Origin of the sequence: Nannocystis pusilla (genome assembly GCF_020073745.1) — a bacterium.
GTDB lineage: Bacteria > Myxococcota_A > Polyangia > Nannocystales > Nannocystaceae > Nannocystis > Nannocystis radixulma.
Genome location: NZ_JAIRAU010000036.1, coordinates 112,517 through 129,076 on the forward strand (window position 1 = coordinate 112,517; position 16,560 = coordinate 129,076).

The 16,560-nt window shown below is 71.3% G+C and carries 10 protein-coding genes and 1 pseudogene; 6 read left to right on the top strand and 5 right to left on the bottom strand.

Annotated features, from left to right (window positions below):
* Positions 1-2: 2 nt before the first annotated feature.
* Complete coding sequence (locus tag K7C98_RS27190; protein ID WP_224194697.1) at positions 3-4,481, bottom strand: DNA topoisomerase 3; 4,479 nt, start codon at positions 4,479-4,481, stop codon at positions 3-5.
* A gap of 839 nt (positions 4,482-5,320) precedes the next feature.
* On the opposite strand from K7C98_RS27190, the gene K7C98_RS27195 reads away from it, so the two are divergent.
* On the top strand, positions 5,321-6,352 hold the full coding sequence (locus tag K7C98_RS27195; protein ID WP_224194698.1) for an SMP-30/gluconolactonase/LRE family protein: 1,032 nt from the start codon (positions 5,321-5,323) through the stop codon (positions 6,350-6,352).
* Between the two features lie 22 nt (positions 6,353-6,374).
* Here the strand turns inward: K7C98_RS27195 and K7C98_RS27200 are convergent, their stop codons facing one another.
* On the bottom strand, positions 6,375-6,911 hold the full coding sequence (locus K7C98_RS27200) for a hypothetical protein (protein WP_224194699.1): 537 nt from the start codon (positions 6,909-6,911) through the stop codon (positions 6,375-6,377).
* A gap of 816 nt (positions 6,912-7,727) precedes the next feature.
* On the opposite strand from K7C98_RS27200, the gene K7C98_RS27205 reads away from it, so the two are divergent.
* The gene (locus K7C98_RS27205; RefSeq protein WP_224194700.1) at positions 7,728-7,985 is read left to right on the top strand and encodes a hypothetical protein; all 258 of its coding nucleotides are present in this window, start codon (positions 7,728-7,730) and stop codon (positions 7,983-7,985) included.
* A 276-nt stretch (positions 7,986-8,261) separates the two neighbouring features.
* Here the strand turns inward: K7C98_RS27205 and K7C98_RS27210 are convergent, their stop codons facing one another.
* Entirely contained in the window at positions 8,262-8,600 is a 339-nt protein-coding gene (locus tag K7C98_RS27210; RefSeq protein WP_224194701.1) for a hypothetical protein, read from the bottom strand.
* A 50-nt stretch (positions 8,601-8,650) separates the two neighbouring features.
* Between K7C98_RS27210 and K7C98_RS45050 the strand changes: the two are divergent.
* A pseudogene (locus K7C98_RS45050) lies at positions 8,651-8,767 on the top strand (SDR family oxidoreductase); the annotation flags it as partial.
* 89 nt (positions 8,768-8,856) lie between these two features.
* Here the strand turns inward: K7C98_RS45050 and K7C98_RS27220 are convergent.
* Together K7C98_RS27220 and K7C98_RS27225 are read right to left on the bottom strand one after the other, a co-directional pair.
* Positions 8,857-9,942 (bottom strand): fibro-slime domain-containing protein, encoded by a 1,086-nt coding sequence (locus K7C98_RS27220; protein ID WP_224194702.1) that lies wholly within the window; start codon positions 9,940-9,942, stop codon positions 8,857-8,859.
* A 759-nt stretch (positions 9,943-10,701) separates the two neighbouring features.
* Positions 10,702-11,346, bottom strand: coding sequence for an NAD(P)H-dependent oxidoreductase (locus K7C98_RS27225; protein ID WP_224194703.1), 645 nt, complete (start codon positions 11,344-11,346; stop codon positions 10,702-10,704).
* Positions 11,347-11,416: 70 nt separating this feature from the next.
* Here K7C98_RS27225 and K7C98_RS27230 point away from each other — a divergent pair, with 70 nt between their 5' ends.
* From K7C98_RS27230 to K7C98_RS27240, 3 genes are all read left to right on the top strand, one after another.
* The gene (locus tag K7C98_RS27230; RefSeq protein ID WP_224194704.1) at positions 11,417-12,325 is read left to right on the top strand and encodes a LysR family transcriptional regulator; all 909 of its coding nucleotides are present in this window, start codon (positions 11,417-11,419) and stop codon (positions 12,323-12,325) included.
* Positions 12,326-12,463: 138 nt separating this feature from the next.
* Positions 12,464-13,363 carry a hypothetical protein gene (locus tag K7C98_RS27235; RefSeq protein WP_224194705.1) on the top strand — a complete coding sequence of 300 codons (900 nt, stop codon included), beginning with the start codon at positions 12,464-12,466 and terminating at the stop codon, positions 13,361-13,363.
* 426 nt (positions 13,364-13,789) lie between these two features.
* On the top strand, positions 13,790-16,560 hold a 2,771-nt coding region (locus K7C98_RS27240; protein ID WP_224194706.1), incomplete at its 3' end, for an ATP-binding protein.

A 16,560-nucleotide genomic window follows, 5' to 3' on the forward strand; every position in this document is an offset into this window, starting at 1 on the left:
CGTCAATCGTCGTCGCCGCCCGGCGCTCGCTTGCGCTTCGTGGCGGTCTTGCGCCGGGTCGACGGGCGCTTCGCGGTCTTGCGCCGGGTCCGCGTCCGCTTGCTCGCGGCGGCCCGCCCGGACTTCTTGGCCGGCGGCGGCTTCGGCAGCTTGAGCCCGACGGCGGTCGCCTCGTGCGAGCGGCCGGCGGCGGTCAGCGTGGCCCGCTCGAACGGGATGACCTTGCCGCGCTTGGTGAACGAGGCCTCCTCGATCGTCACCAGGCCCGCGGCGACCAGGCCGCCGAGCAAGTGCTCGAACGAGCGGCGATCGACGTCGCCGGCGGGGAAGGTGTCGCGGTGCAGCCGGCCGGTGGCCTGCCCGTCGGCGGCGGCCAGGGCGGCGAGGAGGCGCGCCACGTGGAGCCTTTCGCTCGCGCTCGGCGCCCGGAATTCCTGGGCGATGCAACGATCGGGGGCACACACGTCGCACAGGCCGCAGGGCTCGCCGCCGTCCTCGCGATCGCCGAAGTGACGGATCAGGTGGACCATGCGGCAGCCGTGGGCGCCGGCGAAGCGGGCCATGAGCTGGAGCTGGGCCTCCTTGTGCGCGCGCTGAGCCTCGTAGCCGGCGCTCCAGCCGGCGGCGCCCTTGACGATCTCGCCGCCCTCGGTCTCGACCGCGCCGCCGTGGACGATGAGTTTCTCGAGGGCCCGCTCGAACGCCTCGCGCCCGGCGCGGCTGCGCTTCTTGTTGAGCGTCGCGCGCGGCGTCGGCGTCTTCGGCAGCCGGGTGTAGATGGCGGCGAGCGTCTTCGGCTCGGGGTAGTCGCGCTCGTGGAAGAACTCGTGGGTCTTGCGATCGACGTAGGCGTGCATCAGGATCGCGGTCGCCGGCCGGCCGTCGCGGCCGGCGCGGCCGATCTCCTGATAATAGCCCTCGAGGCTGCCGGGCAGCGCCGCGTGGATGATCGTGCGCACGTCGGCCTTGTCGATGCCCATGCCGAACGCGGTGGTGGCGACGATGACCTCGCGCTGGCCGGCGAGGAAGGCCGCCTGGACGCGGTCGCGCTCGTCGTTGCTCATGCCGGCGTGGTAGGCCGCGGCGAGGCGCGGACCGAGCGCGTCGGCCAGCTCCTCGGCGCTCTTGCGGGTCGCGGCGTACACGATCGCGGGCCGGCGCGCGCGCTCGGACAGGAGCTCGCGGATCGTCGCGGCGCGCTCGCCCGGGTTGCGCTCGAGCACCTCGATGGCGATGTTGGTGCGGCGAAAGCCGTGGATGAAGCGGGCGGCGTCGCGGAGGCCCAGCTGCTCGACGATGTCGTCCTGGACGGTGGGCGTGGCGGTCGCGGTGAGGGCGACGATCGGCGCCGGGCGGAGGGCGGGCAGGCGCTGGCCGAGCATGCGATAGTCGGGGCGGAAGTCGTGGCCCCACTGCGAGATGCAGTGGGCCTCGTCGACGGCGATCAGCGCGGGCGTGCGCCGGGCGAGCATCTCGGGGAAGCCGGGCACGCGCAGGCGCTCGGGGGCGATGAACAGGAAGTCGAGCTCGCCGGCGAGGTAGGCGACGCAGGCTTGACGTGATTCGAGGCGGCTGCGGCCCGAGTGGATCCGCTCGGCGCGAAAGCCCTGGGCCGCGAGCCTGGTCGATTGATCTTCCATCAACGCGATGAGCGGGCTAATCACCAGAGTGGTGCCGCCGCGGGCGATGCCGGGCAGCTGATAACACAACGACTTGCCGGCCCCCGTCGGCATGACCAACAAGAGGTCGCGGCCGCGCGTGGCAGCGCGACAGACGGCCTCCTGATAGGGGCGAAAGCCGGGGAAGCCGAACCGCGACTGCAAGAGGGCGCGCAGGTCGCTCGACGCGGGTTCGCGGCGGGGAAACAGGTCGAGGGTGGACGGGTCGCGCGTGCCCGTGGCGGCCGTGGCGGCACGCTGGCTCGCGGCGTCGCCCGTGCCGCGCGCGAACAGATCGAGCGTGACCGGCTCGCGGGCCCGGGACGAGCTCGCGGGAGGGGCGGGTGTGGTGATTGGGAGAGCTGGCTCGTTCTGGGCGCTGCGGTTGTTGCGAGGAGCGGCGATTCGCTCGCCCGTGAGCCCGGTCGGCGGCGGGCTCGGGTCGAGGTCTGGCTCGGCCGCGGCCTTGCGCGGGCGACGAGGGGCGGGTGTGGTGATTGCGAGGTGTTGCTCGCTCTGGGTGTTGTGAGGAGTGATGATTCGCTGTCCCGGCGAGCTCAAGGGGGCGAGTTCGGGTTCGCTCGCGGCCTTGCGCGTGCGCCGGGGAGCGGGTGCGGTGATTTCGCGGTCTTGCTCGCTCTGGGTCTCGCGCCCGCTGCGAGGCGTGGTCGTGGAAGGGGCGCCGGGGTCGGAGACGAGCTCCGGTTCGTTCGCGGCCTTTCGCGGGCGGCGAGGGGCGGGTGTGGTGATTGTGGCGTCTCGCTCGCTCTTTGGCTTGCGCGCGCCGCGAGGGGCGGTCGTCGAAGGGGTGATCGGCGTGCTCGTGTCGGACGCGAGGACCGGTTCCTCCGCGGCCTTGCGCGCGCGGCGAGGGGCGGTTGTGGCGACGGCGTCTCGCGCGGCGCGGCCCGAGGGGTTGCGGAGCGGCAACGGCTCGGTCGTGACGCGGCCGACCACGTCGGTCACGAACGACGCGATCTCGGCCATGAAGGTCGAGAGGTCGCCGTCTCCGCGCGACATTCGCTTGAGCTTGGCCTCCCATTCGCCGGTCATCGCCGGGCTCCGGACCTCGGGGTGGACGACCGAGATCAGGTGGATGCCCTTGTCCGTGGCCGCGAGCGACTTGCCGTCGCGCACCGCGTATTCGCGGCGGAGCAGCGTCTCGATGATCTGGGCCCGCGTGGCCGGCGTGCCGAGGCCGAGGTCGCGCATCGCCTCGGACAGCTCCTTCTCCTCGAGCGTCTTGCCGGCCGTCTCCATCGCCGTGAGCAGGGTGGCCTCGGTGTGACGCGGCGGCGGTCGGGTCTGCTTGGCCACGGCCTTCGCCTCGAGCACCTGCTGCGGCTGACCGCGGACGAGGCCGGCGGGCAGCGCCTGATCGTCGGTGTCCGACTCGCCCGACCCGGGCTTGCCGCGCGGCTTGGCGGCCGGCTTGCCGTGACCGACCTCGAGCACCTTCCACCCCGGCTGTTGCACCGCGGTCCCGCGGCTCTCGTAGTGATCGACGATCGCCGGGGCCTCGGCCGAGGTGATGGTGGTGACGACCGTCGTCGCCGAATAGACGTAGTCGTCGTGCCAGGCGGCCAGGAGGCGCCGGCAGATCAGGTCGTAGAGTTTTTGCTCGTCGGCGGCGAGCGAGCCGGCGCGGGCCGGCGTGGCGGTCGGCAGGATCGCGTGGTGGTCGGTCACCCGCGCGTCGTCGACGAAGCGGCGGCGGAGCGGGGTCGTGCCGGTACCGGGGGCGAGCAGGCCGGGGTAGCGATCGGCCACGGCCGCGACCACGGCGCCGAGCGTCGCGGCCACGGCGGTGGAGAGGTGGCGGCTGTCGGTGCGCGGATAGCTGATCAGCTTGTGCCGCTCGTAGAGCGCCTGCAGCACGTCGAGGGTCCGCTGCGCGCTCATGCCGTAGAGGCGGTTGGCGTGGCGCTGCAGCTCGGTGAGGTCGTAGAGCAGCGGCGGAGGGATGCTGCGGGTCTCGGCCTTGATCGACGCGATCTGGGCCCGACCGGCGAGCGCGCGGGCGACGATCGCCGCCGCCTCCGCGCCGTCGGCCGGGAGGCGCTTGCGCTTGTTCGCGTCGCCGCTGTCCTCGCCCGGCGCCGGCGGCCGGAACCACGTGCCGGCGTAGGAGCTCGCGGGCGCCGGGGCGTCGGTGAGCGGCTGGAAGCGGGCCACGACCTCGCGGTAGTCCTCGGGGGCGAAGTCGCGGATCGCCAGCTCGCGCTCGACGAGGATCGCCAGCGTCGGCGTCTGCACGCGGCCGACCGAGATGTCCTCGTCGAGCACCAGGCTGTACGCGCGGGACAGGTTCATGCCGACCAGCCAGTCGGCGCGGCTGCGGCCGCGCGCGGCGTCGGCGAGGCCGTCGAACTCGGCGCTGCTGCGCAGGCGCGCGAAGCCGTCGCGGATCGCCGCCGGCGTCAGCGACGAGATCCACAGGCGCCGGACCGGCTTCTTGCAGCCCGACGCCTCGTAGATGTAGCGGAAGATCAGCTCGCCCTCGCGGCCGGCATCGGTCGCGCAGATCACCCCCGTGACCGATGGGTCGCGCAAGATCCGTCGCACCACCGCGAACTGATCGCCGGTGTCCGGCACGACCACCAGCGGGAAGCGCGTCGGCAGCATCGGCAGGGTGTGCAGGCTCCACCGCTTCCACGCCGGGTCGATCTCGTGCGGCTGGGCCAGCGCGACGAGGTGACCGATGGCCCACGTGACGACGTAGCCGTCCCCCTCGAACCACCCGTCGCGACGCCGCGTGGCGCCGAGCGCAGCGGCGATGTCGCGGGCGACGGAGGGCTTCTCGGCGAGGACGGCGGTGGTCACGGAGACGGCGCTGGACGCCGCGCTGGCGGCGAACCGCGCGCGACCTTAGCACAGGCGCGCGCGCCGGCCACGGGTACGCGGCCGGCGCCGGACCGGCTGTCTGAAAGGTCATGTGATTTCGCAGCGGCGTGAGGAACACGGCCCCGCGCCCGGCAGCGGCGGCGCGCTCGGAGCGGCCTGTCCGAAGAGACATGTCACGGTGGAAGGTAGCTCGGGAGACATCGGACCGGAGGCGCGGCCGACCGGTCGGGTGAGAGCTGTCTTTTCGACCAGCTTCGCCATCGCGGCGGCTGCGACTCGAGCCGACCGCGGGTTCGATCGCCGGCGCCTCTCTCCAGAACATCGGTAGCGAAGCGCAGCGATGGAGTTGCGCGCGCATACCGCACGCGGCCGATGGTGGGCAATATCGCCAGTCCGGACCTGGGCAGCGCCGCCTCGGCAGGGACGCGACGGGATGATCGTGACGATGTGCACGGCCTCGTCGCCGGCAGCGGGTGCCGCGACCCGGGAGTCGACACGATTCCCCGGCCCGCGACGGCCAGACCGCGACCCGTGGGGGCCCGTGATGGGCAGCGCTCGGGTGCTGCGCGACCCAGTTGCAAGTCCCGTGGTGGCGGACCAGGTTTGCCAGACCACCTCGGAGATATCGCCGGCGAACGGACGGACGGTTCGCTGCACGTGCTCCACGCGCCGAACCATGGCCCTTCAGGTCGCGGCCGCTGCGGACGCGGTTCCGACGGCACCCGAGCCGCAGCTCGCTGCTTCGCCGAGGCGTGAGGCCCGAGCAGGGGCCCGTGAGTACGCGTGACGAACCGCTCGACCGAGACGGTCTCGTCCGCGTGATCCGTTCTCTCCTTCAGATCACCAATTACTGGTTGGATCGCCGCCGACGACGAAAGGTCGCCATGAAGAACAACGCCCTGATGTCCATCGCCGCCGCGCTCACCGTCCTCGTATCGTGCGACGTCCCCCTGCCGGAGCAGTACCCGCTCGCGAGCAAGATCTCGCTGCCCGAGGGTATCGCCTACGACGAGCTGACGTACGGGTTCTTCACCACCGCGATCAACGGCGGCGAGATCAGCCGGATGTCCGCGCTGGGGCAGGAGCAGGTATTTTACGCGTCCTCCGACCCGATGGTGTCGTTCAGCGGGGCGCACGTCGACGCCGAGCGCCGGCTCCTGTGGGTCTGTCAGGTCGACGTGAAGACGGACCCGGTGCCGAACTCGAAGGTGGTCGCGTTCGACATCGACGAGGGCACGCTCGTGCGCACCATCGACCTCGGCGAACCGTCGTTCTGCAACGACCTGACGACGGACGACGAGGGGACGGTCTACGCGACGGACTCGGCGCTGCCGAACATCTACCGCATCGGCGCCGACGACGAGTTCGAGGTGTTCGCCACAAGCCCGCTGTTCGCCCCGGTGGCCCCCGGGGTGATGGCGCTCAACGGCCTCGACATCGCGCCGGGGGGCGAGGAGCTGCTGGTCGTCAGGTCGATCCCGGCGGCGCTGTACCGCGTATCGCTGAGCGATCCGGCGGACATCGCCGAGGTCACGTTCTCCGGCGACCCGTTCGCGCTCCCGGGTGACCCGCGCTTCCCGGGGCCGGACGGGCTCGAGTTCCTCGGCGACGAGCTCTACGTGATCTACGACGGCGGCGTGCAGCAGCTGAGCTTCACGGGCGACGACTACGCGCAGGCGGTGGTGCGCACGACGACGGCGGTGCCGACCGGCCTCACCAGCGCGACGGTCGCGGAGGGGCGCCTGTACCTGGTCGACAGCGAGGTCTACCGGGTGATGTACCAGTTCCAGCAGCCGGAGCTGCCGTTCAAGATCCTGCGCCTCGACGAGTCGCTGTTCGACGGCCCGTGAGGCTCGAACGGTCGCACCACGCTCACCGCGGCCGCACCGACCTGCAGACCTTCGTGGCGATCTCGACGGTGTCCTTGCGGATCTCGTCGTCCTCGACGGCGACGCAGAACAGGTCGTCCTTGCCGGCGCGGATCACCGCCTGCACCATCCGCATCGGATCCGTCGGGAGGGCGAACACCGCCGACCAGCCGCCGTCCCACTGCTCGCTGGACTGCACCTGGACGCTGCTGTCAGTGTATCCCTTGGCCATGAACGCCGCGACAGTCGGCACATCTACGGTCTCGATGCGGGAGATCCCGATGGTCAGCGCATATCCGTCGAGGCGAATGCTCTGCGCGTCGACGATGCGCGCCTCGAACCCGGCCGGCACCTCGGCGACGACGCCGATGTGGGCCAGCGCCTCCTCGTGGGGGACCGCCGCGACCCCGCCATAGTTCCGGGGCAGGACGTCGTCGTCGGCCGGCGGTGCGGGCTTGGACGCGGCGCCGCAGGCCGCGAGCAGGAGGAGGGGCCAGAAACGCATGGGCGAGGCATAACCCGCCGCGGCCGGCGCGTCCACCCCGGACCCCGTCTCCCCCCAGCCCCGCCCGCCAGCAACGCGAAGAAGGGCAGCCGTCGATTCACGTGGGGCGTGCGCTGGGCATGCGCCTGCGAGGATCGTCCTCGAGGTCGAGGGTGTATGGAAACGCGACGATGTCGAACCGCTCGGCCGGCCCGCCGCGTGCCGCTGATCTGGCATGGAGGGGCCCGGTGGCCCTCGTCCGCGCAGCCGCGGGGGTCAGGAGCAGGTCGATGTCGAAAGCCTGGTCCATTCGCGGTAAGAGCCTGCTGATCGGGCCGGGTCTAGCATGGAGCCAGGAGCTCGTGGGGATGCTCCATTGAAAATCATAGTAGTCGGCGAGACGCCCCCGGATGCTCCACGACGCCGAGCCCTGCTCGACGCTCCTGGTGATGGGCCCTCGACAGGCGCTCGTTCTTCAAGCGACGACGGCCATCAGGAGCCTGATGGATGCCTGCCCAGAACTCTTCCATAGGCGGTGCATAATCGCGCGAGGCGTAGCATTATGGGCGGGGTAATTCGTTGTATTGGTGAGGCTGCCAGATGACAGTGGTGCGAATATACGCGAGCCAATTTTTTGCGTTTGACTTTCTTTATGGCCGATGTAAGGTTCGCGCGGTCGCAACAGCCTGTTGGAGGACAGCTATGCGAAAGCTCACGGCGGTTTGTGCCTCTGTCTATGTGCTACTCGCCGCGCAAGTCGCTCATGCCGCAAACGTGTACGTGACGTGGGTCTGTGCAACGGATGATAGTGACGACTCACTCGATTGCACGCCGCGTTACGAAGACGCCTATCAGGACGCTACTGGTGCCTGGGTGATTCCTATCGCTGAAGGAGACACGGTCTACTTCCGGGTCTCCGACCTCTTGCGACCCGTTGGGGGAACTGTCGTCGTCTCTGGAAAGACCGAGTACGAGGACCCCAGCGAGGCCAACAGGACCAAATCGGGCTCCATAGCGACATCTCCGGGCGAGACTGACGAGCTGGATCTGGTCCTCGAGATTGAGGGGCAGACGAGCGCCAAGGTCTACAAGGGTCGCCGGAACGTCAAGATCGATTATCAGGGGGGCTGAGCGCAGCTTACAGCTCTACCGCTCGTAACGACGGCTCAATGGTTTCGAGCAGGTGTCGGCGAGCGCAGGGGGGGCGCGCGGTGACCACGGCGACGAGCCGTGCGACGCTCACCTCAACCGCAGCCTCGGCACCGGTGTCGTGCAGAAGTTCATGACCCAGCCCCTGGCGCTCGTCCAGGGCCTGGCCGTCTCGGCGCTCGCCTCCTCTCCTGTTGAAAGTGCGGCGCGATCACACATTGTGCAATCGTGGCAAAGATTCCGAACACCGGCCGCGGCTCAGTCGGTCTCGTGGTCGCGGAGGCGGTAGCGGATCCGCCGCAGGCGGATCACCACGATCACGGCGGCGAACAGCAGGTACGGGCGGCTGGTGACGATCTCGAGGAATATCTCGCCGGGGGCGATCGGGCGGCCGGTCTCGCGGCGCCAGACTACGTCGGCGACGAACGCGAGCCCGGCGGCCGTGCCGAGGATGACCAGCATGCGCGTCAGCTCGAGCACCGTGTAGACGGCCTTCCCGATCTTGGCGGCGTAGTTGTACGTCGGCGTGTCGATCATCCGCCGCAGCGATTGCATGCCGCGGGACAGCATGCCGGTCATGCCGCGGAAGGCCCGCACCTCGGCGCCGGTGATCAGCCCCCTGTCGAGCCGCAGGCGGTCGCCATGACCCCCTCGGCCGCCTCGGCCTCCCGGCCGACATCGCCGACCTGATCGCCTTCCTGGCGAGCCCGGACGCGCGCTGGCTGACCGGCCAGAACATCCGCGCGACCGGCGGACTGGCCTGAGGGCCGGCTCCCCGGGACCGCAACCCGGGGAGCCCGTCCGTCGGGTCCAGCGAATCGGCGATCCAGCCGCTCGCGCGCGTTTCACCCGATCACTGCGGCAGGAAGCACGCGATCGACGTGTCGATGCGGAAGTTGCTGCCCGTGCCGCAGCGTTCGGCGTGGAACACGTCGAGGCTGTAGATATTGCCCGCCGTGAGGCCGAGGGTGTCGAGCATGATCGAGCCGATGACCGGCTCGTGGAGCCCGCCGAGGTCCATCGCCAGCTTCTTGTCGACGAACACCCACACGTCGTCGTCGCCGGAGAAGCTGAACACCTGACCGGGCTCGTAGAGGAACATCGTGTGGATCTCGGTCGTGAATTCGCCGTTGCGGTCGCCGTACGTCTGGCCGAGCCAGTTCGGATCGACGTTGTTGCCGAAGCCCTGGTCGGTGAGCGGATAGAACGAGGAGCTGCTGTAGCTCCAGATGTTCGGCATGATCTCGGTCAGGCTCAGCACGCCCGGGATCTCCATGTTGACGTCCGGCACCGTGTTGTACCATTCGTGGAAGGACGCCTCCGAGGTGATCTGCGGCGTCGTGCCGAACCAGTTGGGCGGCGGTGCCGGCGGGTTCGGATTGTAGACCGGCTTGTCGTCGGGCCCGAGCGTGTCCATCACCAGCCCCGGGCGCGCCCCGACGCCGTTCATGTGGCAGCCGAAGTCGACGTGGAGCGGCTTGTGGTCGCGGTACGTGACCGTGAGGTCGCTGCACTCCTGCATCATCCCGCCGGTCGTGGTGGTCGTCTCGTCGGTCGTGCTCGTCGTATCGCCGGTCGTGGTCGTCGTATCGCCGGTCGCGTCGGTCGTCTCCCCGGTCGCGTCGGTCGTCTCCGAGACGGCCCCGTCGGTCGTGCCCGTCGTGTCTCCCGACGTCGTCGTCGTGTCCGGGGTCGTCGTCCCGGTCGAGCCGTCCGAGGTCGTCGGCGTCGAGTCGCTGCCGCTCTCCGTCCCTGCGTCCGAGTCCGAACCGGCGCTCGCCGTCGTCGTCGCCGTCATGTCGGTGCCGCCGCCCGACCCGTTCGTGGTGCTCGCATCCGCGTCGGTGCCGCTCGCCGTCGTCACACCGCTGTCGCCACAGGCCGTCGACATCATCACGCTCAGCGCCGCAGCGCATCGATAGAACCGAATGGTTGTCATCCCGCGAGCGTATGCGGGGCGATACGCGCCTGCAAACCAGCGTCCACCACCTGAGCGACGCGGGCACAGCTCACGCACGACGCCGCGGTCCATCAGGGGAACGCTCAGCGGCCGGCGCGAGCCAGGAGATCCCTCGATCAGGCCGATGCACGCCCGCAGGCCGCCGAGGGGCACGTCTCGTGGCCGTGGCAGCGCCGCGACGAATGTGCTCCGACATCGGCGCGCCCCTCGCGGCCCTGCCCACATTCAACGTCACACTATTGAACGCTTTTCAGTCCGGTCGGTGACGAAACACAACAGTGAAGTTTTCTTGAACATCCGGTGACGAGCCGATGATGGGTGGTCTCACACGGCCTCTCACCCGCGCTGCAGCCAACGGCGCCGGGCCCCGCGTCGGCCCAATGCTTTGACTTGCAGCGAATTTACCCGACGGCCGGCCGCCAGCGCCCCCTGCGCGCCACTTGCACGAGGGGCGAGAAACCTGCTGGCCCCGCTGCAGCCACCGCATGCCCGCCGCGAGTCGTCGCTCGCCGCTCGGTGCACCTCGTGTCGTCGTGGCGCGCCGCCGGGTGTACCATACACGCAGCTCTACCCGGCGCGGCCGCGACGGTGAAATAGTGATCGGAGCGCGCTGACCCCTTTCCCGTCGCGGCGGTCCGGGCGGCGAATCGGCGCACCTCCATTGTCAACAGTTCGACAATCCATGCACGCTGCGCCCGGCTCCCGTGCATGTGATTCGACCGCGACTCGCTCGCCGCTTCACGAGGTCAGCGCCCGGCCCGGGGCCCGCAGCTGCGACGCGCGTCGAGCCGCCTCGGGGCAGCGGGCATGATCGGCCGCCGCGATCGCCCGGACCTCGGCGAGCCAGCGCTCTTGCTGCGCCGCGGTGCGGGTGCGCGTCTCGTAGAGCGCCGACAGCTTGACCGGCGCGAGCCCGACGAAGCGCAGCGTGCCGTTGACGAACGCGCCGTGGATCGCGCGGTAGTGCCACAGGGAGTACCACCACGACGGGCTGTCCATGGTCGTCAGCACCCGTGAGGAGCGGCCGGCGAGCAGGCCCTTCGGGAGCGCCTTGCCGGCCTCGTAGGCGAAGGCCCAGCCCGGGACGAACAGCCGGTCGACGATCGCCCGCACCACCGCCGGCGGCGACACCCAGTAGGTCGGGAACACCCACACGAGGTGGTCGGCCGCCTCGATCCGGGCGCGCAGATCGACGAGGTCGGGCTCGAGCGCCTGCTCGCCGCGGTGGCCGTGACGCAGCACCGGGTCGAACCGCAGCTCGCTCAGGGTGACGAGCTCCGCCTCGCCCCCGGCGCCGCGGAAGCCCGCCTGGTAGCTGGCGGCGATACTTCGATTAAAACTCGCCGGGTCGGCGTGCCCGAGCAGGATCAATGCTCTCTTCATGGCCTCCAGACTGCGGCGGTCGGCGCCGGGATACCATGCGTGAAGGCCCATATGTGCTATGCAAGGATGCATGGCTCGAACCGTCGCGCCGACCTCGGCGCTCCTCGAAGACTGGGACGCCGTGCGCTACTTCCTCGCCGTCGCGCGCGAGGGCTCGTTCTCGCGGGCGGCCCGGGCCCTGGCGACCGACCAGTCGACCGTGAGCCGCCGCGTGGCGGCGCTCGAGGAGGCGCTGGGGCGCAAGCTGTTCGAACGCGGGCCGCGGGCGGTCGTCCAGAGCACCTTCGGCGCCCAGCTGGTCGAGCAGGCGCTCGAGGTCGAGCGGGCCATGCTGGCGCTGCAAGACCGCGCCCAGGCGTGCGAGGGGCGGGTGAGCGGGCGGGTCCGCGTGGCGCTGACCGAGGGGCTGGCGCAGCACGTGGTCGCGCCGCGCGTGCTGCCGGCGCTGCTCGAGCGCCACCCCGAGCTGGCGATCGAGCTGCTCACCAGCGACGCCGCGGTCGACCTCGCGCGCCACGAGGCCGACATCGCGCTCCGCTTCTTCCGCACGCCGCGCGGCGAGTTGGTCGGCCAGCGGGTGGCGCGGATCGAGCGGGTGCTGCTGGTCTCACGGGCGGCGAAGCGGCGGCTCCGCGGGGTGGCGGCGCGGGACCTGCCGTGGGTCACCTACGTGCACCCGAGCTTCGTCGCGCCCGAGCGCGCCTGGCTCGACACGATCGAGGCGCCCCGCGCGATCCTCGAGTGCACCAGCGTCGAGACCCAGCTCGCCCTCGTGCGCGCGGGCCTCGGCGTCGCCGTCGCGCCGCGGAACTTCGTCGAGGTGATGCCCGAGCTGTGCGTGTTCGACGAGGTCGAACTTCCGCCGCTCCCGCCGCTCGAGGTCTACGTCGTCACCCGCGCGGCGATCCGCCGCGTCCCTCGCGTCGCGGCGGTCTACGAGGCGCTCGTCGCCGGGCTGCGCGCGCTCGAGGAGCGTTAGCTCGCGGACCGCCCCGCGCAGCGACGATCGTCGCGGTCGTTGCGATCCTCAGCGGCCATCGGCGCTCCCGGATAGCTCACCCCGTGGACTCGATTCGGCCTCGTCGCCGCCGGCCCGAGCCGTGGCAAGGTCGCGGGCGTGCGCTCGCAGATCGTCACGCTCATGGCGCCCGAGGATGAAGCCGCCTTCCTGAGCTTCGTGTTCGAGCGACCGACCGTCTCGCTGATCACCGACGTGAGGAGCCCGACCCCCGAGATCCACCACACGCGCGACGTCCGGGGGATCGAGAGCCTGCATTGCATGCTGTGGGACGCGGCCATTCTCCCGCGACCGCAGGTCGAGCACGTCCCATCCTGCGACGACTACTACCTGCGCTCGGACGAGTCGCTCATCCAGTTCCTGCGTTCGCCGGGCAAAGACACCTCGATCGGGGTGGGGCGTATCGCGCTCGCCACCGGCTGGAAAGGAGCGCCGGCGACGAACCCGAACACCGCGCGCGCGATGACCACGTGGTTCAACGCGCTCGGCCGCTGGATCAAGGCGAACTTCGCCAATTCCTTCGTGTACGCGTCGGACTTCAAGCCCGAGGTCGGGAGCCGGGAGCGGACGGTCTGGGCGGGCCCCCGCGCCGTCGAACTGTCGTTGCAGGGCTGGAGACTCAAGCACGACGGGCCCCCCGAGTACTCTCTGCGCTACTTCGATCCGTCGGAAGAGGCCGACGTGCTGGCGCGCTACCGGGCGCCGAGGACGCTCATCGTCGTCGGGCGCGTCGTCGACGTCGGCGAGGTCGTGTCGGAGACGCTGCAGCAGCAGGTCTTTCGCGTCGCGGCGGCGCAGGACGCTCCCTTCGCCGATTTCGCGGGCCCCTTCTCGTGCACGAGGCCGGCGCCGAAGGTCGGCGACGAGGTGGCCTGCGTGTTCAACGAGAACATCCTCGGGAGACACCCCGAGCCCTGGGAGCCGCGCGAGATCAAGAAGCTGACGCCCGCCAACCGCGACCGCGTCCTCGAAGGCCTCAGAAGAGCCTGGCGCGTGTGACATCCGGTCTCACGCGCGACGGGTATGGTGAATCGGCCGCGTCTCACCATTGCGCGGCGATCCATGCGGTCGATCTCGTCGCATGATGTGCTCGGATTGCCGCCACGGCGTTTCGCCCGTCGAGGTGCTCGGTCGGGGTCAAAAGGCCCGTCGTCACGGGCCCCCGAGTGACTGCAGCGTGTCGTCGGCGCGCGCGGTCGTCACGGGCGACGCCGCGTGCCGGGCGCCGGACGCGGTTTCTGCGGTAGTCCCGCCGGACTCTGTTGTGCACAGTGTAGTTCTTCACCCGATATCATGCGGACCTGTCGTTCATTCTGCAGACGTCGGGGCGTCCGCTGCGCGAGGGCTTCCATGGCACAATCATGGCCCCCCCCGGTGCAGGAACGACGATCCGAAGAGCGCCCCGGCTTGCCCGGATTTCGCGTCGTGGAGCCGCTCGTCTCGCGACCGCAGTGGCAATTGGTGCGCGCGACCCGGGAGGACGGCGAAGTCCTGCTGTTGAAGATGTCGGTCGGTGACGACGCGACCGCGGGCGTCCTCGCCGAGCTCGAGCGAGAGCACGCCGTCACCCGCGCCCTCGATGCGCCCGGGATCCTGGCGACGCGAGGCGTCGAGCGCTACGGGGCTCGGCCGGTGTTGGTCTACGAATCGTTCGCCGGCGCGCCGGTCCGCGTCGGCGATCCGCGCTGGCGGAGCGAGGCGGCGACCCTCGAGCTGGCGATCGCCGCGACGGAGGCGCTGGCGCGCGTGCACGCGGCCGGGGCGATCCACTCGAGCCTGAGCGCCGAGGCGCTGTGGGTCGACGCCGCCGGGACGGTCAAGCTCACCGACCTCGCGCGCGCCAGCTGGCCCGCGCTGTCCGGGCCCGCGCTGTTCGACGCCCTGGCGGGGCCGATCGACTTCGTCGCCCCCGAGCAGAGCGGGCGCACGCGCCACGAGCCCGACGCCCGCGCCGACCTCTACTCGCTCGGCGCCGTGCTCTACGCCCTCCTGAGCGGGGCGCCGCCGTTTCAGGCCGACGACCCGCTCGAGCTCCTGCACGCGCACCTGACCCGCCTCCCCGAGCCCCTCGGCCGCCGCGCCGCGCAGGTGTCGCCCGCGCTCGCGGCGATCGTCCACACGCTCCTCGCCAAGAACCCCGAGGATCGCTACGCCGGCGCTGCGGCGCTCCTGCTCGACTTGAAGGCCGTCGCCGCGCACCCGGGCGACGCCTCGTTCGTCCCCCGGCGCGAGGGCCTGGTCGCGCACCTGCGCCTCCCGGCCAACCTGTACGGCCGCGACGGCGCGCGCCAGCGGCTGCGCGAGGCGTTCGCCCGCGCGGCCGACGGCGACGGCGTGGTCTGCCTGCTCGCGGCGCCCTCGGGCGGCGGCAAGACGGCGCTCGTGCACGAGCTCGCCGCGGAGGTCGCCGCGCGGGCCCGCTTCTCGGCCGGCAAGTTCGAGCCGCAGCGCAGCAGCGAGCCGTTCTCGGCGCTGGTCCAGGCGCTCGGAGGTCTCTTGCGACATGCCCTTTCGGGCAGGGAGTCCGAGGTCGCCGCCTGGCGCGAGCGGCTGCGGCGCGGCGTCGGCACCGGCCTGCCCGTGATCGCCGAGCTGCTGCCCGAGGTCCAGGCCATCGTCGGCCCGCAGCCGCCGCCGGCGCCGCTGTCCGCGGGCGAGCGGCTGCAGCGGCTGCAGCTGACGCTGCAGCGCTTCATCGCCTGCTTCACCGCGGCCGAGCGGCCGCTCGTGCTGTTCCTCGACGACGTGCAGTGGGCCGACGCCGCCAGCTTGCGCCTGTGCGAGGCGCTGGCCGCGAGCGTCGAGGTGCGGCACCTGCTCGTGATCGAGGCCTTCCGCGACAACGAGGTCGCGACCAGTCACTCCTTGCCGGCCCACCTCGCGGCGCTGCGGGGCGCCACGCCGGCGCCGGTGGAGCTCGTGCTCGGGGCGCTCGGCGTCGACGACATCGAGCAGCTGCTGCGCGACGTGCTCGGCGGCGGCGACTCGCTGCACGCGCTCGCGGAGGAGCTGCTGCGCCGCACCGGCGGCAACCCGCTGTTCGTGCGCGAGTACCTGCGCTTCATCCACCGCGAGGCCCGCCTGCGCTTCGACCCGGGCGCGGGCGCGTGGACCTGGGCGCTCGCCGGGGTCGACGCCGCCAGCGTGCCCGAGACCGTCGCCGACCTGTTCGGCGCCACCCTGCGCAAGCTGCCGCCGTCGACCCTCGAGGCCGTGAAGGTCGCGGCCTGCATCGGCGCCCGCTTCGACGTCGACCTCCTCGCCCAGGTCCTCGGCTGCGACCAGACCGAGGCCGTCCTGCGCCTCGAGCCCGCCCTCGACCTCGACCTCGTCGCCGACGCCGGCCCCTCGGCCATGCGCTTCTTCCACGACCGCGTGCGCCAGACCGCCGACGCGCTGGTCGCCGCCGACGAACGCCCCGCGCTCCACCTCGCCGTCGCCCGCGTCCTGCTCGCCCGCCTCGACGCCGCCGGCGACGCCTCCGAGGCGCTGTTCGACCTCGTCGCCCACCTCCGCCACGCCGAGCCCGAGCTGCGCGACCCACCGCTGCGCCGCCGCGCCGCCGAGCTCCACCTGCAGGCCGCCCGCCGCGCCCGCACCAGCGCCAGCTACGACGCCGCGCTCGCCCACATCCTCGGCGGCCTCCTGCTGCTCGGGGTCGGCCCTCCCGGCGAGGCCGACAGCTGGATCGCCGGCGACCCGCTCTGCTTCGACCTGCAATTCGAGCAGGCCAATTGCGAGTACCTGCGCGGCGCCGTCGACCGCGCCGACGCCTGCCTCGACGCGCTCGCGACCCGCCCGCTGTCGCGGTCCGAGCGCGCCCACGTGCACGCCCTGCGGGTCACCGTCCACGTCACCGCCGGCAGGATCCACGCCGCGATCGAGGCCGGTCGTGAGGGCCTGCAGCTCCTCGGCGTCGAGCTGCCCGAGGGCCAGGAGGCGCGCAAGGCGGCGGTCGCCGCCGAGCTGTCGGCGATCCAGGACGAGCTGGCGAACCGGCCCTTCCTGGCGCTGATGGACGCCCCGCCGCTGCAGGACCCCGACCACCGCGCGGCGCTCGAGATCCTGCAAGAGCTGCTGACGCCGGCCAACATGACGATGCCGGACCTGTACGCGCTGCTGATCACCAAGCAGGTCCGGCTCACCATCGATCACGGGCACACCGACCTGTCGGCGTTCACCTACGTGATCTTCGG